This is a genomic window from Pseudomonas sp. L-22-4S-12, assembly GCF_009799935.1.
GTDB lineage: Bacteria > Pseudomonadota > Gammaproteobacteria > Pseudomonadales > Pseudomonadaceae > Aquipseudomonas.
Map to the genome: position 1 here is coordinate 1 of NZ_WELL01000008.1, position 24,874 is coordinate 24,874.

General features: G+C 64.7%; 19 protein-coding genes. 4 read left to right on the forward strand and 15 right to left on the reverse strand.

Annotated features, from left to right (window positions below):
• Positions 1-87: 87 nt before the first annotated feature.
• On the reverse strand, positions 88-522 hold the full coding sequence (locus tag F3I16_RS17400; RefSeq protein WP_160494820.1) for a hypothetical protein: 435 nt from the start codon (positions 520-522) through the stop codon (positions 88-90).
• Positions 523-1,048: 526 nt separating this feature from the next.
• On the opposite strand from F3I16_RS17400, the gene F3I16_RS17405 reads away from it, so the two are divergent.
• Positions 1,049-2,017, forward strand: a complete 969-nt coding sequence (locus F3I16_RS17405) for an integron integrase (protein WP_160494821.1) — start codon at positions 1,049-1,051, stop codon at positions 2,015-2,017.
• A 139-nt stretch (positions 2,018-2,156) separates the two neighbouring features.
• On the opposite strand, the gene rimO is transcribed toward F3I16_RS17405, so the two are convergent.
• From rimO to F3I16_RS17425, 4 genes are all read right to left on the reverse strand, one after another.
• Positions 2,157-3,479: a 30S ribosomal protein S12 methylthiotransferase RimO gene (rimO, locus tag F3I16_RS17410; protein ID WP_160494822.1), complete on the reverse strand. Its 1,323-nt coding sequence runs from the start codon at positions 3,477-3,479 to the stop codon at positions 2,157-2,159.
• A gap of 359 nt (positions 3,480-3,838) precedes the next feature.
• A complete protein-coding gene (locus tag F3I16_RS17415; protein WP_160494823.1) occupies positions 3,839-4,387 on the reverse strand; it encodes a cytochrome b in 549 nt (182 codons plus the stop codon).
• 147 nt (positions 4,388-4,534) lie between these two features.
• Positions 4,535-5,818, reverse strand: coding sequence for a Zn-dependent hydrolase (locus F3I16_RS17420; protein WP_160494824.1), 1,284 nt, complete (start codon positions 5,816-5,818; stop codon positions 4,535-4,537).
• A 56-nt stretch (positions 5,819-5,874) separates the two neighbouring features.
• Positions 5,875-7,365 (reverse strand): NCS1 family nucleobase:cation symporter-1, encoded by a 1,491-nt coding sequence (locus tag F3I16_RS17425; RefSeq protein ID WP_160494825.1) that lies wholly within the window; start codon positions 7,363-7,365, stop codon positions 5,875-5,877.
• Between the two features lie 561 nt (positions 7,366-7,926).
• On the opposite strand from F3I16_RS17425, the gene hydA reads away from it, so the two are divergent.
• The 3 genes from hydA to preA all read left to right on the forward strand — a co-directional run bounded on the left by hydA (position 7,927) and on the right by preA (position 12,167).
• Positions 7,927-9,366: a dihydropyrimidinase gene (gene hydA, locus F3I16_RS17430; protein ID WP_160494826.1), complete on the forward strand. Its 1,440-nt coding sequence runs from the start codon at positions 7,927-7,929 to the stop codon at positions 9,364-9,366.
• Positions 9,367-9,525: 159 nt separating this feature from the next.
• Positions 9,526-10,893: an NAD(P)-dependent oxidoreductase gene (locus tag F3I16_RS17435; protein WP_160494827.1), complete on the forward strand. Its 1,368-nt coding sequence runs from the start codon at positions 9,526-9,528 to the stop codon at positions 10,891-10,893.
• Complete coding sequence (gene preA, locus F3I16_RS17440) at positions 10,890-12,167, forward strand: NAD-dependent dihydropyrimidine dehydrogenase subunit PreA (protein WP_178116689.1); 1,278 nt, start codon at positions 10,890-10,892, stop codon at positions 12,165-12,167. Before F3I16_RS17435 ends, preA begins: the two co-directional genes overlap by 4 nt.
• Before the next feature lie 134 nt (positions 12,168-12,301).
• On the opposite strand, the gene F3I16_RS17445 is transcribed toward preA, so the two are convergent.
• The 10 genes from F3I16_RS17445 to F3I16_RS17490 all read right to left on the reverse strand — a co-directional run bounded on the left by F3I16_RS17445 (position 12,302) and on the right by F3I16_RS17490 (position 24,701).
• Entirely contained in the window at positions 12,302-12,922 is a 621-nt protein-coding gene (locus F3I16_RS17445; RefSeq protein ID WP_160494829.1) for a TetR/AcrR family transcriptional regulator, read from the reverse strand.
• 379 nt (positions 12,923-13,301) lie between these two features.
• A complete protein-coding gene (locus tag F3I16_RS17450; RefSeq protein WP_160494830.1) occupies positions 13,302-14,093 on the reverse strand; it encodes an outer membrane protein OmpK in 792 nt (263 codons plus the stop codon).
• A 330-nt stretch (positions 14,094-14,423) separates the two neighbouring features.
• Positions 14,424-15,374, reverse strand: coding sequence for an adenosine deaminase (locus F3I16_RS17455; protein ID WP_160494831.1), 951 nt, complete (start codon positions 15,372-15,374; stop codon positions 14,424-14,426).
• A gap of 197 nt (positions 15,375-15,571) precedes the next feature.
• Positions 15,572-16,537: an isopenicillin N synthase family oxygenase gene (locus F3I16_RS17460; RefSeq protein WP_160494832.1), complete on the reverse strand. Its 966-nt coding sequence runs from the start codon at positions 16,535-16,537 to the stop codon at positions 15,572-15,574.
• Between the two features lie 248 nt (positions 16,538-16,785).
• Complete coding sequence (locus F3I16_RS17465) at positions 16,786-17,868, reverse strand: BMP family ABC transporter substrate-binding protein (protein WP_160494833.1); 1,083 nt, start codon at positions 17,866-17,868, stop codon at positions 16,786-16,788.
• Positions 17,869-18,094: 226 nt separating this feature from the next.
• On the reverse strand, positions 18,095-19,450 hold the full coding sequence (locus tag F3I16_RS17470) for an 8-oxoguanine deaminase (protein ID WP_160494834.1): 1,356 nt from the start codon (positions 19,448-19,450) through the stop codon (positions 18,095-18,097).
• A gap of 204 nt (positions 19,451-19,654) precedes the next feature.
• A complete protein-coding gene (locus F3I16_RS17475) occupies positions 19,655-20,581 on the reverse strand; it encodes an ABC transporter permease (protein WP_160494835.1) in 927 nt (308 codons plus the stop codon).
• Between the two features lie 155 nt (positions 20,582-20,736).
• On the reverse strand, positions 20,737-21,837 hold the full coding sequence (locus tag F3I16_RS17480; RefSeq protein ID WP_160494836.1) for an ABC transporter permease: 1,101 nt from the start codon (positions 21,835-21,837) through the stop codon (positions 20,737-20,739).
• Between the two features lie 13 nt (positions 21,838-21,850).
• Entirely contained in the window at positions 21,851-23,392 is a 1,542-nt protein-coding gene (locus F3I16_RS17485) for an ABC transporter ATP-binding protein (RefSeq protein ID WP_160494837.1), read from the reverse strand.
• A 625-nt stretch (positions 23,393-24,017) separates the two neighbouring features.
• Entirely contained in the window at positions 24,018-24,701 is a 684-nt protein-coding gene (locus F3I16_RS17490) for a TetR/AcrR family transcriptional regulator (protein WP_160494838.1), read from the reverse strand.
• Positions 24,702-24,874: the final 173 nt, after the last annotated feature.

Consider the following 24,874-nt stretch of genomic DNA (forward strand, 5'->3'; position numbering starts at 1 on the left):
CTAACGTTTGGTTAAGGGGCCGGCTTTAGCCGGTCCCGAGTGAGCGAAGCGAGCGGCTTGAACCAGTTGTTAGAGAACGACACTCACTCATTTACGTTTCCCTAACCCCGGTGCGCCACCTTGCATGAATGGTGGGATTCTTGCTGGGATTGCCCTGGTTGCGGGGCTATTAGTAATGCCGCTCTGGTTTTTGTGTAGAGATATAGCCAGTTTTAGCAGTTCTTTGTCTTTTTTGCATGTTTCGTGAATGTCTTTATTTCTTAGCGCGTGCTCCTTGAGAGCCTCACTAATTTTATGCCTGAGAGCTTCTCTGCTTTTATATGAAAGCAGGTCTTCAGCTGACATATAGCGCTGATGGTGACTCGATTCTTTTTCCAAGAATTTTTTGAAGAGCGCTGGGAGATCAAGTATTTCTGAAAAAATGCAGTCGTTACATTTGTCAGGCAGATTCTTCCAGTGCGGCATGTAAGGAATTTTTCCGTTACAGAACAGGCACTTTTTGTAGCTCCACTGTGTGCTCATGCGAAGTTCTCTAACGTTTGGTTAAGGGGCCGGCTTTAGCCGGTCCCGAGTGAGCGAAGCGAACGACTTGAACCAGTTGTTAGGGGATTCATCCAATCAAGCCTCCTACTACAGCTCCCAACAGCATAGGCGTAATGAATATATTGACGAACGTTAGCAGGAAGCAGTACATGTGAAAATTGTCTTTGTCTTCAACCGGGAGATGAAATATTGCTAGTTGGAAGATAATTAGGTTGGCGGATAATATTAGAAATATTATGCCTCCTCCTAGGTTTGCTGCCCACGAGTTTGAAAGGGTTACTATTGCGAGAGCAATTAGGATTGGGATAAAGGTATATGGTAGATACCCTTTTTTGAATTTGTAGGCTGCTGGAGATTCCATTGTTTTCCCTAACTATAATTAGACGACATTACTGTCGCATAACATCCCGAAGGATGTCGGGTAACGTTCCTTGTCGTTCTGCAAGTCCTTGTCTAGCTTGAGGAGGTCGCGAGAAGTGCGACATGACTCAGGGAGCAACACGACATGGATGACGGCAAGCCAAAATTGCTGGTGCAGGTACGCCAGCAGATTCGTTTGAGAAACTATTCGATTCGTACCGAGGCTGTCTACGCCGAGTGGGTGAAGCGCTATATCCGCTTTCATCATTATCGGCATCCTGCGGAAATGGGCGCTGCGGAGATCGAGGCTTTTCTGACTCATCTGGCCGTCGCCAGGAATGTGTCGGGCTCCACACAGAATCAGGCCTTGGCGGCGCTGCTGTTTCTCTACAAGCAGGTGTTGCAGGTGCAGTTGCCCTGGCTGGATGACATTGTCCGGGCCAAGAAGCCCAGGCATTTGCCGGTGGTGTTGACCCGCGATGAAGTGAGCCGGGTGTTGGCGCAGTTATCGGGTGTGCAGTGGATCGTGGCGAATCTGCTTTATGGCGCCGGGTTGCGTTTGCTGGAGGCATTGCGCTTGCGGGTCAAGGATGTCGATTTCGCCCGTGGCGAGATTCTGGTGCGCGATGGCAAGGGGCAGAAGGACCGCGTGACCATGTTGCCGCAGCGTCTGGTACTGCCGTTGCAAGAGCATCTGCTGAAGGTGGCGGTGCTGCACCGCAGCGATCTGGCCGAAGGCTTCGGCCTGGCCAATCTGCCTTTCGCCCTGGCGCGCAAGTATCCGAATGCGGCGGCGGAGTGGGGCTGGCAGTTTGTCTTCCCCTCGATCAATCGCTCCAAAGATCCCCGTTCAGAGGGGATCTTCCGCCATCACCTGCATGAGAAGACCATCCAGCGCGCGGTGCGCGAGGCGGTAAGGCGTGCCGGGATCATCAAGCCGGCGACGCCGCATACCTTTCGCCATTCCTTCGCCACCCATCTATTGGAAGGCGGCCAGGACATTCGCACGGTGCAGGAGCTGTTGGGGCACGCGGACGTGAAGACCACGCAAATCTATACCCATGTGCTCAATCGTGGCGGGCTGGGGGTGATCAGTCCGCTGGATCGGGTGTAGGGATGGCCTCCTGGGATTTATCCGAGATAGGCAGGCAACTCCGAGCAGGCTTTGATCGCGGATAAATCCGCTCCCACGAAAGCCTGCACGCCGGAAACGAAAAGCCCCGCTGCTGGGCGGGGCTTTTGCGCTGGGGCGATCAGGCCAGTTCGGCCCAGAGGTCGTACTCGTCGGCGTCGATCACGCGCACGCGCACCTTGTCGCCGGGCTTCACGCTGGTGGAGTCGATGAACACGCTGCCGTCAATTTCCGGGGCGTCGGCGTAGGAGCGGCCGACAGCGCCCTGGTCGTCGACTTCGTCGATCAATACTTCGATTTCCTGGCCGATCTTCAGCTGCAGGCGGGCGGCGCTGATCGCCTGCTGGTGGGCCATGAAGCGCTCCCAGCGCTCCTGCTTGACGTCGTCGGGGACGACTTCCAGATCCATGTCATTGGCCGGGGCGCCTTCCACCGGCGAGTACTGGAAGCAGCCGACGCGGTCGAGCTGGGCTTCGGTGAGCCAGTCGAGCAGGTACTGGAAGTCTTCCTCGGTTTCGCCGGGGAAGCCGACGATGAAGGTGGAGCGGATGGTCAGCTCGGGGCAGATCTCGCGCCACTGCTTGATGCGCGCCAGGGTCTTGTCTTCGAAGGCCGGGCGTTTCATGGCCTTGAGCACTTTCGGGCTGGCGTGCTGGAAGGGGATGTCCAGGTACGGCAGCAGCTTGCCTTCGGCCATCAGCGGGATGACGTGGTCGACGTTGGGGTAGGGGTAGACGTAGTGCAGGCGCACCCACACGCCCATCGACGACAGCGCTTCGCACAGTTCCAGCATGCGCGTCTTCACCGGCTGGCCGTTCCAGAAGTCCATCTTGTACTTGAGGTCGACACCGTAGGCGCTGGTGTCCTGGCTGATCACCAGCAGTTCCTTGACCCCGGCTTTGACCAGACGCTCGGCTTCGCTGAGTACGTCGCCGACCGGGCGGCTGACCAGGTCGCCGCGCATCGAGGGGATGATGCAGAAGCTGCAGCGGTGGTTGCAGCCTTCGGAAATCTTCAGGTAGGCGTAGTGACGCGGGGTCAGCTTGATGCCCTGCGGCGGTACCAGGTCGATCAGCGGGTTGTGTTCGGCCTTTGGAGGGATGACCTCGTGTACCGCGTTGACCACCTGCTCGTACTGCTGTGGGCCGGTCACCGAGAGCACGCTGGGGTGCACGTTGCGGATGCTGCCGGCGTCCACGCCCATGCAGCCGGTGACGATGACCTTGCCGTTCTCGGCGATGGCTTCGCCGATCACTTCCAGGGATTCGGCCTTGGCGCTGTCGATGAAGCCGCAGGTGTTGACCACCACCACGTCGGCATCCTCGTAGGTGGGCACGATCTCGTAGCCCTCCATGCGCAGCTGGGTGAGGATGCGTTCGGAATCGACAGTGGCTTTCGGGCAACCAAGGCTGACAAAGCCGACTTTCGGGGTGGCGGTGGACATCGGGGCTAACCTCATCGGGCGCTCTGGGCGGCGCCGCTGATCAAAAAGTGCGCAATTCTAGCGGCGCCGGCGAGGCTTGGCCAGTGTTACGAGGTGCCGTTTGCCTGCTTTATATAGGGATGGGGGCCGATTGCAGAGGTGCATGGACAAGCCCGCGCGGCTGAGAGCGAATTTATCCGCGAAAAGGTGAAGCCGTCGGGCGACTTATCGCGGCTGAAGCCGCTCCCACAAAGGGGATTGGCGTGGGTGGTGAGCCTGTCGGAGGGGCCTTGGCCGCGACGCTGGTCTGGGCGACTCGGCGCTGCCCGGGTTTCGCGGCCAAGGGTCCTCCTACGGGGAGTTGCCCCCGCAGATTGCGGCTAGCCGCGCCCCGGCAGCATGCGGGTCAGGGTGTTGTCGCGGCTGACGAAGTGGTGGAACAGTCCGGCCACGGCGTGCAGGCCGATCAGCCAGTAGCTGGCGGTGCCGGCCAGTTCGTGCAGTTCCTTGATCTGCCCGGCCAGCTCGGGGTTCTTGTCGATCAGCGGTGGCAGTTCCAGGCCGAAGAACGGGGTCGGCTTGCCGGCGGCACTGAGGATCAGCCAGCCGGCCAGCGGGGCGCCGACCATCAGCAGGTACAGGGCCAGGTGCATCAGCTTGGCGGGGATGGCCTGCCAGGTGGGAATCGCCGGCACGATCGCCGGGGTCGGGCCGATCAGGCGGGCTGCTAGGCGCAGCCAGACCAGGGCGAAGATGGCCATGCCGAGCATGAAGTGCCACTGCTTGAGCAGTTCGCGCGGTTCGCTGCCCTTGGGGAAGTTGCCCTTGAGTTCGATGCAGGCGTAGACGCCGGCGATCAGGATCAGCATCAGCCAGTGCAGGCCGATGGACAGGCTGCCGTAGCGGGATGGGTTGTTTTTCCAGGTCATCAGGCTTTCTCCGGTTCGCGTCTTCAGGCGGGATGCGTGGCAGGGTAGCCGGAAAGTCTTAACCGAAGCTGAATCTGGATCAATTGGCGCGTGGCCTACGGCGCCGTGTGCAGCTTTTGGTTGCGCACGGCGCTCCCTGTAGAGCAATCAGGCTGCCTGTTGCCCGCTGAAGGCGCCTTCGGCGGCCAGCAGCATGGCGCGCAGCAGCACCGCGCAGCCGGCGGCGAGGTCTTCGGCCTTGGCGTTCTCGATCTCGTTGTGGCTGATGCCGCCTTCGCAGGGCACGAAGATCATCCCCGCCGGCGCCAGTTCGGCGATGAAGATGGCGTCGTGCCCGGCGCCGCTGACGATGTCCATGTGCGGTAGACCAAGGCCGGCCGCCGCCTGGCGCACGGCGTCGACGCAGGCGTCGGCGAAGTACAGGGGCGGAAAGTCGGCGGTCGGCGTGAGTTGCCAGCTCAGGCCATGGCGTTCGCAGCTGGCGGCGATCACCGCTTCGATCTCGCCGATCATGCCGGCCAGACGGGTGCTGTCGAGGTGACGGAAGTCCAGGGTCATCTGCACCTCGCCGGGGATCACGTTGCGCGAGCCGGGCTTGAGGCTGAGGCAGCCGACCGTGCCGCAGGCGTGCGGCTGGTAGGCGTGGGCGATGCGGTTGACCGCGCCGACGATTTCCGCGGCGCCGACCAGGGCATCCTTGCGCAGGTGCATGGGCGTCGGGCCGGCATGGGCTTCGACGCCCTTGAGGCTGAGGTCGAACCATTTCTGGCCGAGGGCGCCGAGCACCACGCCGATGGTCTTGGCCTGGTCTTCGAGGATCGGCCCCTGTTCGATATGGGCCTCGAAGTAGGCGCCGACCGGGTGGCCGCTGACCGGGCGGCTGCCGGCATAGCCGATGGCCTGCAGGGCGGCGCCGACGCTGATGCCGTCGGCGTCGGTCTTGGCCAGGGTCTCGGCCAGGGTGAATTTTTCGGCGAACACGCCGGAGCCCATCATGCAGGGGGCGAAGCGCGAGCCTTCCTCGTTGGTCCACACCACCACTTCCAGCGGGGCTGCGGTGACCACGCCGAGGTCGTTGAGGGTGCGCAGCACTTCCAGGCCGGCCATCACGCCGAAGCAGCCGTCGAACTTGCCGCCGGTTGGCTGGGTGTCGATGTGGCTGCCGGTCATCACCGGTGGCAGGTCGGGGTTGCTGCCGGGGCGGCGGGCGAAGATGTTGCCGACCTGGTCGACGCTGATGGTGCAGCCGGCTTCGCGGCACCACTGGCTGAACAGGTCGCGGGCCTGGCGGTCGAGGTCGGTCAGGGCCAGGCGGCAGACGCCACCCTTGGCGGTGGCGCCGAGTTGCGCCAGGTCCATCAGCGATTGCCACAGGCGTTGACTGTTGATGTGCAGGGCCGGGGCGGCCAGCAGGCTTGCGGGGCTGTGCATCGGGGCGGTCTCCGGAAGGCCGGCGCAGCGGGCTGCGCCGGCAAGGGGCGGGGTGGTCAGGCGGTGGCTTTGGCGGCGACCAGGTTGCGCTTGGTGAGGCCGGCGCAGACGTAATAGAGCAGGCCGCCGAGCAGCGAGCCGGTGAACCAGCCGTAGCTGTAGAACCAGCTGAGCAGGCCGGTGGTCAGGGCCAGCAGGGTCAGTGCCACCGGTACGCCGAAGGCGATGAAGCCGGCCCAGTTGATGGCCGGGTAAGTGCCGCCGTCCAGATACAGGGCGGGCAGGTCGAGCTGCTGACGGCGGATCAGGAAGTAGTCGACGATCATGATCCCGGCAATCGGTCCGAGCAGGCTGGAGTAGCCCAGCAGCCAGTTGGAGTAGAGGCTTTCCAGGCTCACGTCGGAAACGATCAGGCCGGCTTTTTTCAGCAGCTCGTGGCCCATCAGCAGCAGGCCGACCAGGCCGGTGAGCAGGACCGCCTTGGTGCGGTTGATCAGCTTGGGCGCGATGTTCTGGAGGTCGTTGGTCGGCGAGACGATGTTGGCCGCGGTGTTGGTCGACAGGGTGGCGATGATGATGAAGGCCATGGCCAGGGCGACCCAAAACGGGCTGTCGATATGGCCGATCAGGCTGACCGGGTCGGCCACGGTTTCACCGACCAGCGAAGCCGAGGCGGCGGTCATCACCACGCCCAGGGCGGCGAACAGGAACATGGTCAGCGGCAGGCCGACGATCTGGCCGATCACCTGATCCTTCTGACTTCTGGCGTAGCGGCTGAAGTCCGGGATGTTCAGCGACAGGGTGGCCCAGAAGCCGACCATGGCGGTCAGCCCGGCGAAGAAGTAGCTGGTTACGCCGGCGCCTTCCGGACGCTTGGCTGGCTGGGCCAGCAGTTCGCTCATGGACATGTGCGGGGTGGCCCAGGCCAGCAGGCCGACACCGACGACCAGCAGCAGCGGGGCGGAGAGGGTTTCCAGCCACTTGATCGACTCGGCGCCGCGCAGCACCACCCACAGGTTGAGGGCCCAGAACAGCAGGAAGCCGATCACTTCACCGACCCCGCCCAGGGCCTTCCACTCGGGGAAGAGCGAGCCGAGGAACAGGTGGATGGCCAGGCCGCCGAACATCGTCTGGATGCCGAACCAGCCGCAGGCGACCACGGCGCGGATCAGGCAGGGCACGTTGGAGCCGAGGATGCCGAACGAGGAGCGCAGCAACACCGGGAAGGGGATGCCGTACTTGGTGCCGGGGAAGGCGTTGAGGGTCAGCGGGATCAGCACCACGATGTTGGCCATCAGGATGGTGAACAGGGCTTCGCCCACCGACAGGCCGAAGTAGGCCGTGAGCACGCCGCCCAGGGTGTAGGTGGGCACGCAGATGGCCATGCCGACCCACAGCGCGGCGATGTGCACGCTGCGCCAGGTGCGCTCGGCGCGTCGGGTCGGCGCGATGTCCTCGTTGAAGCGCGGGCTGTCCAGCACATCCTGCCCGGGTTCCAGTTCATAGAGCCCGTCATGGGTGCTCACCTGCGATCTGCTCTGCTGCATGTGCCTCTCCAGTGCTGTGCGGTTTTTATGGGTGCGCCTGTGCGGCGGGCAGGTGCCGTGGCCCTGCCGTGAAGACAGGGCTGGGCGCACTCAATAAGCGTGCCGAAATCGTCTAATAGCTGTCCGTGTGGTCGATAAAATTATGCAAGTCATTGAAATTAAAGAATTAATCGCTGTGTTCGAGTTTTCTGGCAGGTTGTCCGCAGGCTCTGTGCGGCCTGTCGATACAACCTTGTCTTGCGAGTCAGGATTCAAACTGGTGCACGTAAAAAAATTTTGGCCGCCGTCGCTCTCCCCAGGTTTTCGGCAACGCCCTGTTTTTCCTGATTTTTCTCTTTAAACCAGGAAAGTTGTCTGGTGCGTCAAAATGGTGAGAGGGCTCACCATTTTGGTGATTCTGTTTTTAATTGCTTATAAATCAATAATTTATATGTGTATGTGGTGCGTTATTGGTTGGCTTGATTCGTCGATCTACTGCGTATAGTTTCTAAACCTGTCTTGCGGGGCAGGTTTAAATATTCCCCGCCGGTTTTCTGTTCATGACCTGCGAGGAGCACCATCATGCAGCTGTTGATCCGAGGCGGCACCGTCGTCACCCACGAGGAAAGCTTTCGCGCCGACGTGCTCTGCGTCGATGGCCGGATCGCCGCGCTGGGCACCGACCTGGGCGTGCCGGGCGGCACCGAAGTGGTCGACGCCGGCGGCCTGCTGGTGATGCCCGGCGGCATCGACCCGCACACCCACATGGAGCTGCCGTTCATGGGCACGGTGGCCAGCGAGGACTTCTACAGCGGCACGGCCGCCGGCCTGGCCGGCGGCACCACCTCGATCATCGACTTCGTCATTCCCAACCCGCAGCAGTCGCTGCTGGAGGCGTTCGGCGCCTGGCGCGGCTGGGCCGAGAAGTCGGCGGCCGACTATGGCTTCCATGTCGCCATCACCTGGTGGAGCGAGCAGGTGCGCGAGGAGATGGGCGTGCTGGTGCGCGAGCACGGCATCAACAGCTTCAAGCACTTCATGGCCTACAAGAACGCCATCATGGCGGCCGACGACACCCTGGTCGCCAGTTTCGAACGCTGCCTGGAACTGGGGGCGATGCCCACCGTGCACGCGGAGAACGGCGAGCTGGTCGATCACCTGCAGCGCAAGCTGCTGGCCCAGGGCCTGACCGGGCCGGAAGCGCATCCGCTGTCGCGCCCGGCACAGGTCGAGGGCGAGGCGGCCAGCCGCGCCATCAGCATCGCCGGCACCCTCGGCGTACCGCTGTATCTGGTGCATGTGTCCACCGCCGATGCCGTCGAGCAGATCCGCCTGGCCCGCCGCCAGGGCCAGCCGGTGTATGGCGAGGTGCTGCCGGGGCACCTGCTGCTGGATGACAGCGTCTACCGCCACCCCGACTGGCAGGTCGCCGCCGGCCATGTGATGAGCCCGCCGTTCCGCCCGGCGCAGCATCAGCAGGCGCTGTGGCAGGGCCTGCAGAGCGGCGACCTGCAAACCACCGCGACCGATCACTGCTGCTTCTGCGCCGAACAGAAGGCCGCCGGGCGCGACGACTTCAGCAAGATTCCCAATGGCACCGCCGGCATCGAAGAGCGCATGGCCGTGCTGTGGGACGAGGGGGTCAACAGCGGCCGCCTGTCCATGCACGAGTTCGTCGCCATCACCAGCAGCAACACCGCCAAGCTGTTCAACCTGTTTCCGCGCAAGGGCGCGGTGCGCGTCGGCGCCGATGCCGACCTGGTGCTGTGGGACCCAGAAGGCACGCGGCTGATCAGCGCCCGGACCCATCACCAGAACGTCGACTTCAACATATTCGAGGGCAAGACCGTGCGCGGCATCCCGCGCCACACCATCAGCCAGGGGCGCCTGGTCTGGTGTGATGGCGACCTGCGCGCCGAGCGCGGCGCTGGCCGCTACCTGCCGCGTCCGGCCTGGCCGGCGGTGTATCAGCAACTGAGCCAGCGCGCCGCGCACAACCGCGCCGAGCCCGTGTTGCGCTGAATACCTGTACGGACCGCGCCGTAGAGCGCAGCCGCTTCGACTTCGACTGCCGTTGCCCCTGTTCACGGGGCTGGGCGCGCCTCACCGCGCGCCCGGCCAGGATGCCTGTGCGCATCGCCCGGAGCAGACAGCCAAAACAACAACCGAGAGGCCCCGACCGTGATCGAACGACTCGACCATCTACCCCACCCGACGGCACCCCATGCCGAGCTGGCGCTGCAGTTCAGCGACCTCAACCCGCCGCTCAATGCGCGCCAGGCCGTGCTGGAAAGCGAGCGCTGCCTGTACTGCTATGACGCGCCGTGCATCAACGCCTGCCCGAGCGAGATCAACATTCCCTCGTTCATCCGCAACATCGCCCAGGACAATCTCAAGGGCGCGGCGCAGACCATTCTCGAGGCCAATATCCTCGGCGGCAGTTGCGCCCGCGTGTGCCCGACCGAGATCCTCTGCCAGCAGGCCTGCGTGCGCAACAACGCCCGGGAGTGCGCGCCGGTGCTGATCGGCCAGTTGCAGCGCTATGCCCTGGATAACGCCGCGTTCGGCGCCCACCCGTTCACGCGGGCGGCCAGCACCGGCAAGCGCATCGCCGTGGTCGGTGCCGGTCCGGCCGGGCTGTCCTGCGCCCATCGCCTGGCCATGCTCGGTCACGACGTGGTGCTGTTCGAGGCCCAGGCCAAGGCCGGCGGCCTCAACGAGTACGGCATCGCCCAGTACAAGCTGCCCGACGACTTTGCCCAGGACGAAGTGGAGTTTCTCCTCGGCATCGGCGGCATCGAGCTGCGCACCGGCCAGCGCCTGGGCGACAACCTCAGCCTGGCCGAGCTGTACCGCGAGTTCGACAGCGTGTTCCTCGGCCTCGGCCTGGGCGCCAGTCGCAACCTCGGCCTGACCGGCGAGGACGCCCCTGGCCTGCTGGCCGCCACCGAATGGATCAAGGCCCTGCGCCAGAGCGACGACTACGCGAGCTTGCCGCTGGCCCGCCAGTGCCTGGTGATCGGCGCCGGCAACACCGCCATCGACATGGCCGTGCAGATGCAGCGCCTGGGCGCCGACGAGGTGACCCTGGTCTACCGCCGTGGCTTCGCCGAAATGGGCGCCACCGGCCACGAGCAGGACATCGCCAAGGCCAACGGCGTGCGCCTGCTGACCTGGGCGCGGCCCGAGCAGGTGCTGCTGGATGAGGCCGGGCGGGTGTGCGGCATGACGTTCGCCAGAACCCTGCTGGACAACGGCCGCCTGGTCGATAGCGGCGAGCGGTTCGAGCTGCCGGCGCAGGCCATCTTCAAGGCTATCGGCCAGGCATTCGACGGCGCCAGCCTGGTCGACGGCAAGGCCAGCGAACTGCGCCGCGAGGGCGAGCGCATCTGGGTCGACAGCGCCTGGCGCACCAGCGTGCCGGGCATCTATGCCGGTGGCGACTGCGTGCAGCCCGGGCAGGACCTCACCGTACAGGCCGTGCAGCACGGCAAACTGGCCGCCATGGCCATCCACCAGGACCTGATGACTCAAGTGGAGGCCGCGTGATGGCTGACCTATCGATCGATTTCGCCGGTATCCAGGCACCCAACCCGTTCTGGCTGGCCTCGGCGCCGCCCACCGACAAGGCCTACAACGTAGAGCGCGCCTTCGAAGCGGGCTGGGGCGGAGTGGTGTGGAAGACCCTCGGCGAGGACCCGGCAGCGGTCAACGTGTCGTCGCGTTACTCCGCGCACTACGGCAAGAACCGCGAAGTGCTGGGCTTCAACAACATCGAGCTGATCACCGACCGCAGCCTGGAGATCAACCTGCGCGAGATCGAACAGGTGAAGAAGAACTGGCCGGACCGCGCCCTGATCGTCTCGCTGATGGTGCCGTGCGAGGAGGAGTCGTGGAAGTTCATCCTGCCGCTGGTGGAAGCCACCGGCGCCGATGCCATCGAGCTGAACTTCGGCTGCCCGCACGGCATGCCCGAGCGCGGCATGGGCGCGGCGGTGGGGCAGGTGCCGCAGTACGTGGAGATGGTCACCCGCTGGTGCAAGACCTATTGCCGCCTGCCGGTGATCGTCAAACTCACCCCCAACATCACCGACGTGCGCCTGCCGGCCCGCGCTGCACTGGCTGGCGGTGCCGATGCGGTGTCGCTGATCAACACCATCAACTCGATCACCTCGCTTGACCTCGACGCGATGGTCGCCCGCCCCATCGTCGGCGGGCGCAGCACCCATGGCGGCTACTGCGGCTCGGCGGTCAAGCCGATTGCGCTGAACATGGTTGCCGAGATCGCCCGTGACCCGGCCACCCGCGGCCTGCCGATTTCCGGCATTGGCGGCATTGGCAGCTGGCGCGACGCCGCCGAGTTCATCGCCCTCGGCTGTGGTTCGGTGCAGGTGTGTACGGCGGCCATGCTGCATGGCTTTCGCATTGTCGAGGAGATGCAGGACGGCCTGTCGCGCTGGATGGACGACAAGGGTTACGCGCGCATCAGTGACTTCTCTGGCAAGGCAGTGGCCAACACCACGGACTGGAAGTACCTGAACATGAACTATCAGGTGATCGCCAAGATCGACCAGGACGCCTGCATCGGCTGCGGCCGCTGCTTCATCGCCTGCGAAGACACCTCGCACCAGGCCATCGACAACCTACTCAAACCCGACGGCACGCACAGCTATGAGGTCAAGGACGAGGAGTGTGTGGGTTGCAACCTGTGCCAGATCACCTGCCCGGTGGAGAACTGCATCAGCATGGTTGAGCAACCCAGTGAACAGCCCTACATGAACTGGACCCAGGACCCGCGCAACCCCTATTGCGAGGTGGTGTAACGGTCTAGCGGCTGGGTGATCTTGCTGCTCTTGTGGGAGCGAATTCATTCGCGATCAGGGTTGGCGCGGGGTTGCCTGCTTATCGCGGATAGATCCGCTCCCACTGGAGTTTTGGTGGAGCGCCTGAAGCTGGCTCAGGCATCCAGTCCTATACCGCGCAATACCACGCTGGTCACCGTCTGCACGGCATGCTCGAACTGCAGGTCGGACAGCGGTTGGTCGTCGTTGAGCAGGGCGATCTGGTAGTTGAAGTCGGCGAAGTGCTGGGTCGAGGCCCAGATCATGTACAGCAGGTAGTCCGGTGCCACCGGCAGGATGCGCTTGCTCTCCACCCACTCGCGAACCTTGGCTTCCTTGAGCTTGGCCCAGTCGTACAGGCTCTCGCGCAGCCTCTCGCCGAGCACCGGCGCATTCTGGATGATCTCGCTGGCCCAGACCTTGGAGCCGTACGGGCGGCTGCGCGAGTGGTTCATCTTGGCGCGGATGTAGGTGGTCAGGACCACGCGCGGGTCGTCGTACAGCTCGAAGCACAGCGCATCCTGTTTCCACACTTCCAGCAGGTTGACCAGTACCGCGCGGTACAGCTCTTCCTTGGTCTTGAAGTAGTAGTGCAGGTTGGATTTGGGCAGTTCCACCAACTGGGCGATGTCCTGCATCGAGGCACCGGCGAAGCCGCGCTCGGCGAACACCTGCTCGGCGGCCAGGAGGATCTTTTCGGTGTTCTTCTGGCGGATGCCGATCTTGCGGTTGCTCATCGAGAATTCAGGCCGACGCGGACAGAGGCGGGGGCCAAACATAGCACCGATCGGTAGGCGCCGGGGAGCGCCAGGGCCCTGGCTAAAGAGCCGGCGCCATCCCAAGGAGGGGAGGATGGCACCGGCCGGGAGAAAACTGAGGTGAGCTTTTCGCTTTGCCGCAGGGTGTGCCGTGCGCGCCAGGGGCCACGCATGGGCGTGTGCTGCGCGTGGCACACCCTGCGCGCACCGGACGCTTAGAACCTATCTACGATCTCGCGAGCTAGAGCCAGCCAAGGCAAAAACAGCCGAGGAAGCGCAGTTTACGAGCTGTAAATGAGCATTCCGAGGCTGTTTTTAACGCCGTATGGCCGACGCGCAGCAGATCGTAGACAGGTTCTTAGAAGTGCGCCTTGACCAGCAGGCTGATGGCGCTCTGGTCGGTGCCGCCGAGGATGTCCTCGCCGACGAAGCTTTCGTCCTCGATGCCGTACTTGTCGCTCCAGTAGTCGTATTCGACCCCGACATAGACCTTCTGGCCAACGCCGAAGGCCTTGGCCACGTCGTACTTGATCTGCGGGTTGAAGTGCAGGTTGGCATGGTAGCTGTCGTCGTTGTCCACCACCCAGTCCATGAAGCCGTCGAGCACCAGGTCGGAGTTGCCGACCGGGATGGTGTAGCTCCACACCGGGGTGATCTGCCAGACGTTGTCACCGTCGCGCTTGCCGTCGGTGGTGCGCAGGTAGGTGTTGAGCTGGAAGTAGTCGAAGCCGGGGATATTCAGGTCGATGGCCGGGCCGATCAGGTAGGAGTCGACATCGTCTTCGCCGAATTCATAGGTGGTGGCCAGCAGCACGTCCTTGATCGGGCCGAAGGACAGGTCGGCGCCGCTGATCTTGCCCAGCGACAGGCGCGGGCTGATTTCGCCGTAGAAGGTGTGGCCGTCACCGGCACCGTTTTCCGCCTCGCCGTTGTACTTGATGACGTCGACGAAGGCGAACAGATCGCCGAAGCTCCAGCCGCTGGCATGTTCGTAGGTGATGGTCTGCTGCTTGTCCGGGTCGACGGTGAAGTCGGTGCCGTTCAGGTAGGTCAGGCTGTTGTCCTGCCACTGCAACAGGTCGCCGGCGAGGGCCTGGCCAGCGGTCAACAGGCCGCCTGCCAGCATCAGGGAGGTTAGGGTGCGCTTCATGGGGGTGCTCCTGAATGGTCGAATTATGGTTTTGAACCTGTCGTGTTGGTCAGGCTTTCTTGTATGAGCAAGAACAGCGCCAGTTCCTGTCTGTATGGACAGAAAAATTAAAGAACAGGGCGCTCTAGGGGGATTGCGGGCGTGCTGGCGGGCTGCCAGGGCCGTCTGTTCGATCTGGTGGCCGGCTAGCTCGGCCCGAGGCCTGGGTTGGGGCTGGAACGAGTGGCCAACTGCCGGCTTGAGTGCCTCAGCCTGGCGCAACTTTGCGCCATTGTGTGGCGTATATCGCTGATCGACAGGGTTGCCCCGGACCAGGCCGGGGCGCAGGGGCTACTTGACCAGGCGTGCATCCAGGCTGTTCTGCGCCAGGCGCCGGGCCTGGTCCTGGGTCATGCCGAGGCTGTCGTGCAAGGCGGCGAAGTTTTCCGTGACATAGCCGCCGAAGTAGGCCGGATCGTCGGAGTTCACCGTCACCTTCACCCCGCGTTCGAGCATCTGCAGGATGTTGTGCTGGCGCATGTCGGCGAACACGCGGAGCTTGGTGTTGGACAGCGGGCAGACGGTCAGCGGGATCTGTTCGTCGATGATGCGCTGCATCAGGCGTTCGTCTTCCATGGCACGTACACCGTGGTCGATGCGCTCGATCTTGAGCAGGTCGAGGGCTTCCCAGATGTACTCGGGCGGGCCTTCCTCGCCGGCATGGGCGACGCAGCGCAGGCCTTCGCTGCGGGCCTTGGCGAACACCCGCTGGAACAGGCGCGGCGGAAAGCCCATCTCCGAGCTGTCCAGGCCGACGGCGACGAAGGCATCGCGAAACGGCATGGCCTGCTCCAGGGTGTTGAACGCGGCTTCTTCCGGCAGGTGACGGAGGAAGCTGAGGATCAGGCCGTGGCTGATGCCCAGTTGCTTGTGGCCATCGTCGAGCGCCTGCTGGATGCCGCGCAGCACCACTTCGAAGGGGATGCCGCGGTCGGTGTGGGTCTGCGGGTCGAAGAACGGCTCGGTGTGGATGACGTTCTGTTGCTTGCACTTGAGCAGGTAGGCCCAGGTCAGGTCGTAGAAGTCCTGCTCGGTGCGCAGCACGTCGGCGCCCTGGTAGTAGAGGTCGAGAAATTCCTGCAGGTTGTTGAAGGCATAGGCCTGGCGCAGGCTGTCCACATCGCCCCAGGGCAGGGCGATCTTGTTGCGTTCGGCCAGGGCGAACAGCAGCTCGGGCTCCAGCGAGCCTTCCAGGTGCAGGTGCAGTTCGGCCTTGGGCAGGGCGTTGAGCCAGTCGTACATGGCGGCAATCTCGTGGTCGGGCGTGATGGGTGCAGTTTAATCGGTGTGGCGCTTGCCGCAGTGCATGGCTCTTGTGGGCGCGGCTTGGCGGCATTCCGCTTCAGTCGCGATTGAGCAGGCAGCAGCGAGTCGGCCCTGATCGCGGCTGAAGCCGCTCCCACACCAGCCCATAAGCGGTGTAGGCGCAGCATATGCGCCTAGGACTGAGCTTCTTCCCGGCGGTAGGCGTAGGTCTCGGCGAAGCGCGAGAGCATGTAGTCGCTGCAGGAAATCGGCGCGTATTTGGCCGGATGTTCAGGATTCTGGCAACCGGGCAGGCAGCTGATTTCGGTATCCGGGTGGGGTTCGGCGAAGAACGGCATGGAGTAGCGGTCCACCCCCAGTGGGCTGATAACCCGGTGCGGCGTGGACTTGTAGAGGTCGTTGCTCCAGCGCGCCAGCATGTCGCCGATGTTGACCACGAAGGTGCCGTCGATCGGCGGCGCGTCGATCCACTGGCCCTGCCGGTTCTGCACCTGCAGGCCGCCGGCGGCGTCCTGATACAGCAGGGTCACGCAACCGTAATCGGTGTGCGCGCCGGCGCCTTGCTGATCGCTGCTGCTGGCGGTCTGCCGTGGTGGATAGTGGATCAGGCGCAGCACGCTGATCGGCTGCTCGAAGCGCTGGTCGAAGAAGTCGCGCTCGATGCCCAGGGCCAGGGCCATGGCGCGCAGCAGGGTCTTGGCCAGTTCGTGCATGTCCAGGTAGTGCTGTTCCAGCAGCGCCTGCCAGCCGGGAATGTCCGGGTGGCGGTTGGGCCCGCGCAGCGGTTTGCCGGCCAGCACCTCGGGGTGCTCGGCGCTCAGGTGCAGGCCCATGTCGAAGGTTTCCTTGAGGTCGCAGGGCTGGCCGGGGTTGAGCTGTTCGGTGGCGATGGCGCCGTAGCCGCGGTGGTGGCGGGTCTGGGTGATGTCGATGCGCAGCTTCTCGGCGTCCGGGAGGGCGAAGAAGTCCACGGCGGCGGCCTTGAGTTCGGCGATGCGCGCGGCGCCGATCGGGTGGCCCTTGATGTAGAAGAAGCCCCACTGGCGGCAGGCCTGGTCGATCTGCCGGGCGACCTGCGGCCAGCCGGCCGGGTCGCTGTGGTACAGGGGGGCGATGTCGATGATCGGGAGTGAGTTCATGGATGCTCCTGGAGGGGTGTAGGTGCTGCGAGTCTTCTCGTACCCAGGGCAGCGAACAGGGCGCAATGCGCTGCGCCCTTGGTGCGCGGTTCTTTCCGGGGGAAAGGGACGGCGCGGTGGTGCTTGGTATTGCTTGGCTGGTGCTTGTGTGGGAGTGGCTTCAGCCGCGATCAGGGGCTACTCGAAGCTGCCTGGCTATCGCGGCTGAAGCCGCTCCTACAAAAGCTGTGCCCTCCTGCGGGGGCTGCTTACTTCGGTATCTCGGCGGAGATGCCTTTGACGTAGTAGTTCATGCCGGCCAGTTCGGCGTTGCTGGCGGTGCTGCCGGCCGGGATCTTGACCGCGCCGCTCTGGTCCATGATCGGGCCGGTGAAGGGGTGGAAGGAGCCGTCCTTGATGCTGGCGATGATGGTTTCGGCTTCGGCCTTGACCTCGGCCGGAACCAGGTCGCTGATCGGCAGTTCGATGGTGCCTTCCTTCAGGCCGCCCCAGTAGTCCTGCGGCGCCCAGGTGCCATCGATGACGGCCTGGGTGCTCTTCACATAGTGCGGGCCCCAGTTGTTGACGATCGAGGTGAGCACGGCTTTCGGCCCGAAGTGGGCCATGTCCGAGGCGTAGCCTACGGAGTAGACACCGCGGCGCTCGGCGGTCTGGATCGGTGCCGGGCTATCGGTGTGCTGGAACACCACGTCGACGCCCTGGTCGATCAGGGCGTTGGCGGCATCGGCTTCCTTGCCCGGATCGAACCAGGAGTTGACCCATACCACCTTGATTTCGGTGCCGGGGTTGTACTTGTCGAGGGCCAGCTGGATGGCGTTGATATCGCGGATCACTTCCGGAATCGGGAAGGAGGCGACGTAGCCGACTTTCTTGCTCTTGGTCATCTTGGCGGCGAGGAAACCGCCGACGTAGCGACCTTCATAGGACGTCGACAGGTAGGTGCCGAGGTTCTTGTCCTGCTTGTAGCCGGTGGCGTGCTCGAAGGTGACCTTGGGGAACTGCTTGGCGACCTTGGCGGTGGGGTTCATGTAGCCGAACGAGGTGGTGAACACCAGGTCGTAACCGCCCTTGGCCATGTTGCGGATGACCCGCTCGGCGTCGGCGCCTTCGGCCACGTTCTCGACGAAGCTGGTTTGTACCTGGTCGCCAAACTGCTTGATCAGCGCCTGGCGGCCCTGTTCGTGCTGGTAGGTCCAGCCGTGGTCGCCGATCGGGCCGACATAGACGAAGCCGACTTTCAGCGGGTCGGCGGCCAGTGCGCCGAGGGATGCGGTCAGGCCGATGGCGGCGGCAACGCCACGAACCAGGGCTTTGAGGGAGGGTGTGGACATAGGGTGCAGTGCTCCGTGTCGAATTTTTATGGGGGCGGCCGAAAGAGGCGTGACGACCAATGCAAAAAATTGACCAACAAGACAAATAAGCTTGGCGGGCGCTGCGCGGTTGATTTCGCGGGCTGTGCCTGCGGATAAAACTTGTCTTACTGGTCAATAACGGCGCGTTTTGCCGGCCCCAGGCCTGAAACTGGTGCAAGGCTGCAGGGCCCGTGCCGTCGATCCTTCAGCCGCCGACCAGTTGCCGCGCGGCCTGGCGGTGGGCGGCGATCAGTGCGCCGAGGTCGAGGCCCTCGATCTGTCCGTCGAGCACCCGCCAGCGCCCGCCGACCAGCACCCGGTCGGCGCGCTCGGCGCCACACAGCAACAGCGCGGAAAGCGGGTCGTGGCTGCCGGAGAAGCGCAGTTCGTCGAGCTTGAACAGGGCCAGGTCGGCCTGCTTGCCCACGGCCAGTTCGCCGATATCGCTGCGCCCGAGCAGCCTGGCCGAGCCGCGAGTGGCCCAGCCCAGGGCCAGTTGCGGGGTGATCCGCTCGGCGCCATAGCGCAAGCGCTGCAGGTAGAGGGCCTGGCGTGCTTCGAGGATCAGGTTGGAGGCATCGTTGGAGGCCGAGCCGTCCACGCCCAGGCCGACCGGGGCACCGGCTTCCTGCAGCGCCAGGGTCGGGCAGATGCCCGAGGCCAGGCGCATGTTCGACACCGGGCAGTGGCAGATGCCGGTGCCGGCGGCGCCCAGGCGGGCGATTTCCTCGGCATTGAAGTGGATGCCGTGGGCCAGCCAGGTACGCGGGCCGAGCCAGCCGACGCTGTCCAGGTAATCGACGGTGCGCAGGCCGAAGCGCTGCTGGCAGAAGGCTTCCTCGTCGAGGGTCTCGGCCAGGTGGGTGTGCAGGCGCACGTCCTGCTGGGCGGCCAGTGCGGCGCTGGCCTGCATGATCTCGCTGGTCACCGAGAACGGCGAGCAGGGCGCCAGGGCGATTTGTATCTGTGCCCCGGCGTCGCGCTGATGGTAGCGGCGGATCAGGCGCAGGCTGTCGTCGAGGATCACCTGGCCCTGCTGCACGGTCTGCTGCGGTGGCAGGCCGCCATCGTCCTGGCCCAGGCTCATCGAGCCACGGGTGAGCATGGCGCGCATGCCCAGCTCGCGCACGGCCTCGACCTGTACGTCGATGGCGTCCTCCAGGCCCTGGGGGAACAGGTAGTGATGGTCGGCGGCAGTGGTGCAGCCCGACAGCAGCAGCTCGGCCAGGGCCACGCGACAGGCCAGGGCCAGCTGCGCCGGGGTCAGCCGTGCCCACACCGGGTAGAGGCTCTGCAACCAGGGGAACAGCGGCTGGTTGACCACCGGCGCCCAGGCGCGGGTGAGGGTCTGGTAGAAGTGGTGATGGCTGTTGATCAGCCCCGGCAGCAGCACGTGCTGGCTGGCATCGAACACCTGCGCACAGGGTTGCGCGGGAACCTGGCCGGCGGCCAGCAGTTCGACGATCAGCGCGCCCTCGACGACCAGGCCGCCACGGGCGTCCTGGTCATTGGCGGTGAAGATGGCTTGTGGGTTCTTGATCCAGATACGCGCTGCGGACATGGCCGGCTCCTCTGAAAAGTGTGTTCAGGTTGGCCAGCTCAGTGTTGCCCTGTCTGCTGATCCAGGGGCGCCGAGGCGCGGGCGGGGCATTTCAATGGATCTTTAGTGGGAGCGGATTTATCCGCGATAGCCAGGCAACCCCGAGTCGACCCTGATCGCGAATGAATTCGCTCCCACGCACAGCCATAGCGGCCACAAACTATTTCAATGCCCGGCCTTCCACGGCTGGCCGAGGGACACCGGGGCGTACAGGCGGGTCTTTAGCGCATCGCGCGAGAGCACCACCAGCACCAGGATGGTGGCCACGTAGGGCAGCATCGCCAGCAGGTTGGCCGGGATGCTCAGACCGATGCCCTGAGCCACCAGGTGGAGGATGCTGGCCAGGCCGAACAGGTAGGCGCCGAGCAATACGCGGAACACCCGCCAGCTGGCGAACACCACCAGGGCCAGGGCGATCCAGCCGCGCCCGGCGCTCATGTTCTCCGCCCACATCGGCGTGTAGGCCAGCGACAGGTAGGCGCCGGCCATGCCGGTCATGGCACCGCCGAACAGCACCGCCAGGGTACGCACGCGCAGCACCGGCAGGCCCATGGCGCTGGCCGCATCGGGATTCTCGCCGACGGCCTGGAGGATCAGGCCGAGGCGGCTCTTGAGCAGCACCCAGGCCACCAGGCCGAACAGGGCAAACGACAGGTAGACCAGCAGATCCTGCTGGAACAGCATGTGGCCGAGCAGCGGGATGTCGGCCAGCAGCGGGATGGCGATCGGCTCGAAGCCGGCCAGCGGCTTGCCGACCCAGGCGGCGCCGACGAAGGACGACAGGCCGACGCCGAAGATGGTCAGGGCCAGGCCGGTGGCCACCTGGTTGGCCTGGCAACCGAGGGCGACCAGGGCGAACAGCGCGGCCAGCAGCATGCCGGCCAGGCAGGCCAGCAGCACGCCGAGCCACAGGCTGCCGGTGGCGAGGGCGACGATGAAGCCGATCACCGCGCCGAACAGCATCATGCCTTCCTGGCCGAGGTTGAGGACGCCACTTTTCTCGCACACCAGCTCGCCGAGGGCGACCAGCAATAGCGGGGTGCCGCAGCGCACCATGGCGTTGAGAATGTTGCTTAACAGGTCGAGATCCATAGTTTTGAAGCCTCAGGCTGCGCGTTGCGGGCGGCAGGTGGACGAAGGTGGGTAACCTGTGGGAGCGGCTTTAGCCGCGATTGGGGCAGCACCGGTGCCTGCAAGAGCAATCGCGGCTAAAGCCGCTCCCACAGGGAGTGACGAGTAGCTGTCCATCAGGCGCTGGCCGCTTCGGGCAGGGCGGCGCGCTGGCGCCATTTCAGGTTCAGGCGCAGGCGGTAGAGGATCAGCACGTCGCAGGCCAGCAGGTAGAACAGCATCATTCCCTGGAACAGCTCGGTCAGCGATTGCGGCAGGTTGAGGGTCATCTGCGCGCTTTCGCCGCCCAGGTAGAGCAGGGCCATCAGCAGGCCGGCGAAGAGGATGCCCAGCGGGTTGAGGCGGCCGAGGAAGGCCACGGTGATCGCCGCGTAGCCATAGCCGGGCGAGACCTGCGGCACCAGCTGGCCGATCGGCCCGCTGACTTCGCTGACCCCGGCCAGCCCGGCCAGGCCGCCGCTGATCAGCAGCACCAGCCACACCAGTTTCTTCTCGCGGAAACCGACGAAGCCGGCGGCGCGCTGGTCCAGACCAAGCACCTTGATCTGGAAGCCGATGAAGCTTTTCTGCAGCAGCACCCACACGGCCACCAGGGCGAACAGGGCGAAGCACACGCCGATATGCACGCGGCCATCTTCGAACAGCTGCGGCAGGCGGCTGGCGTCACCGAACATGGCCGACTCGGGGAAGCTGAAGCCGTGCGGGTCCTTCAGCGGGCCGTGGACGAAGAACAGCAGCAGGTTGAGGGCGATGTAGTTGAGCATGATGGTGGTGAGGATTTCATTGGCGTTGAACTGCGTGCGCAGCCAGGCCGCCAGCGCGCCCCAGGCGGCGCCGCCGAGCACCCCGGCAGCCAGTACGCAGGCCAGCGCCCAGGGCGTGTCCCAGCCGATGATGTTGACCGCCACCGCGCTGCCGGCCAGCGCGCCGATCAGCAGCTGACCTTCGGCGCCGATGTTCCAGATGCGTGCCTGGTAGGCCACGGCCAGGCCGAAGGCGCAGAGCAGGATCGGCAGGGCCTTGATCAGCAGTTCGGAGACCCCGTAGAAGTCGCTGATCGGCGCGATCAGCAGGGTATGAAAGGTGACCAGCGGATCGTGGCCGAGCACGGCGAACAGCAGCGCGCCGCTGAGCAGGGTGAGCACCCCGGCCAGCAGCGGCGACAGCAGGAGCATGGCGCGCGACTGCTGGATACGGGGTTCGAGGGATAACAGCATGGCGGCGTTCTCGTCAGGCGGCGTCTTGCGGGGAAGCGAACTGGCCGGCCATCCAGCGGCCGACCTCCACGGTATGGGTCTGCCCGGTGGCTTGCAGCGGCGACAGGCGGCCGCTGCACAGCGCGCCGAGGCGGTCGCTGATCTGGAACAGCTCGTCGAGATCCTCGGAGATCACCAGGATCGCCGCGCCGGCATCGCGCAGGGCGATCAGCGCGCGGTGGATGGCCGCCGCGGCGCCGACATCCACGCCCCAGGTGGGGTGCGCGGCGACCAGCAGCCTGGGGTTCTGCAGGATCTCGCGACCGAGGATGAATTTCTGCAGGTTGCCGCCGGACAGGCTGCGCGCCTGGGACTGGGCGTCCGGGGTCTTCACCGCGAAGCGGCGGATGATCTCCTCGGCCAGCTCCAGCACCTTGTGCGAGCGGATCATGCCGTGGCTCAGCAGGCCGTGCTGGAAGGCCGTGAGCAGGGCGTTGTCGGCCAGGCTCAGCTCCGGCACGGCGCCGTGGCCAAGGCGTTCGGCGGGGACGAAGGCCAGGCCGCGCTGGCGGCGGGCATCGGGATAGAGATTGGCCACCGGCTCGCCATCGATGCTGATGCGCGCGCGCTCGTCATTCGGTAGGCGTACTTCGCCGCAGAGCAGGGCGAGCAGTTCGTCCTGACCGTTGCCGGCGACCCCGGCAATGCCGACTATCTCGCCGCTGCGTACCTCCAGGCGCAGGTTGTGCAGCGAGGTGCCGAACGGGTCGGCGTTGTCCCAGCTCAGGTCATCCACACGCAGCCGGGTCAGCCCACCCGTGACCTTCGGGTAGCTGGCCTCCAGGCCTTCGGCATCGCCGACCATCAGGCGCGCCAGTTGCAGGTCGCTGCACTCGCTTGGCACGCACTCGCCGGAAACCCGGCCGGCGCGCAGCACCGTGGCGCTGTGGCAGAGCGCGCGCACCTCGCCGAGCTTGTGGCTGATGAACAGGATGCTGCAGCCCTCGGCCGCCAGGGCGCGCAGGGTGACGAACAGCTCGTCGACCTCCTGCGGGGTGAGCACCGAGGTCGGCTCGTCGAGGATCAGCAGGCGGATGTCCTGCATCAGGCAGCGGATGATTTCCACCCGTTGGCGTTCGCCGATCGACAGGCTGTGCACCAGGCGTTCCGGCTCCAGGCCCATGCCGTAGCGCTGCGACACCTCGCGGATCTTCGGCTCCAGCTGCTGCGGCGTGCCGGCCTGGCGGCCGAGGGCCAGGGCGATGTTCTGCGCCACGGTCAGGGTCTCGAACAGCGAGAAGTGCTGGAACACCATGCCGATGCCCAGGTCGCGGGCCTGGGCCGGGTCGCGTACCTGGATGCGCTGGCCCTGCCAGTACAGCTCGCCGCTGTCCGGCTGGGTCACGCCGTAGATGATCTTCATCAGGGTGCTCTTGCCGGCGCCGTTCTCGCCCAGCAGGGCATGGATCTCGCCCGGCTGGATGCGCAGGTCGATGCGGTCGTTGGCCAGGCAGCCGGGGTAGCGCTTGCTGATGGCGCGCAGTTCCAGGCGCGCTGGCGATGCTGATGGGGACATGGGCGGCTCGGTGGTTGGGTTTCGACTGCTGTGCATAAGCAAAAATTTGGCCAATTAGTCAGGAAATTTTTCGGGGCCTGCGCCGGCGGCCTCTTGCTGCGCGGCGCTGCCCGTGGCGTGGCGGTCGGCGGCAGGAAGCTGCCCGACTCTGGTGCGTCGTGCACCGCCCGGGAGCCGGCCGGGAAAGCGCGTCGAGGCCAGCCCGTGGCGGCTTGGTCATCCGGCTGTTGATAAAAAAGTCAAACAAAAACAGGTACTTGTATCTATTGGTCAAAAAATGTGCAGAGCTGCGCAGGGCCTGCCGCGACTGGCCTGCAGCCAGCGCTACAGAGGTTATGCACAGCTTCGTCCACAGAAACTGTGGAGCTTTGTGGGCAAGTGCCGGTGGCAGGCGGGTGCGGCCTTGCGGGCCAGCTAGCGCAAATGAATGGGCTATGTCCTTCTTATGGGGCGTATGGGGGGGCGAGCATGGATTGCCCTGTATTGCGCGGCGCGCCTGCGTGGGTAGGTTGGCGTTGAGCGCAGCGAAGCCCAACAACCGAGGCAGGATCGTTGGGCTTCGTCGCGCTGCTCCTCAACCCAACCTACGACTGAAACCGTCCCCGATAACCTGTTCACGATTTCCCTACGGGAGCGAAGCGCTGCCGGCCGCTGGTGGCGGAGTCAGGCCGCAGCCCTTGAGAATGATGCGGATCAGGTTGTCGCCGGCCTGGTTGAAGTCCTGGCGGGTCAGCTTGCTCTTGCCCACCACCCGGCAGATCTGCGAGCCGAAGTCGGCGTAATGCTGGGTGCTGCCCCACAGCAGGAAGATCAGGTGCACCGGGTCCACCGGGTCGATCTTGCCGGCGTCGATCCAGGCCCGGAACACCGCGGCGCGGCTGTTGAACCAGCTGCGGTAGTCCTGGTTGAAATACTCGCTGAGGCAGGGCCCGCCACTGATCACTTCCATGGCGAAGATGCGCGAGGCGTCGGGGTGCTTGCGCGAGAACTCCATCTTGGCGCGGATGTAGCGGCTCAGTGCCTCGGCCGGGTCGTCGTCGACGGTGAGGTGGTTGAAGGTGCTGTCCCACAGATCGATGATGTTGGCCAGCACCGCCAGGTACAGGCCCAGCTTGTTGCTGAAGTAGTAGTGCAGGTTGGCCTTGGGCAGCCCGGCCTTGAGGGCGATGGCGTTCATGCTGGTGCCCTTGAAACCGTGGCGGGCGAACTCTTCCTCGGCGGCGGCGAGAATGACTTCCTCATTGTGCTGGCGAATGCGCCCGGCCGGTTTCTCCAGGCTGTTGCTGTGCGAAGGGATGTACAGGTTCATCGAGGCTCTCGGACGGGCAGTGGAAAGGTCTGACGCTGGCGACCTTGCAATTTCCTGACCAGATGATCACGAATTGCCCGAATGCCCTGCACCAGGCCAGCGAGCCGGCGCGCAATCCCGTGGGAGCGGCTTTAGCCGCGAACCCTGGCCGCTCGGTGTTGCCGGCTTTCGCG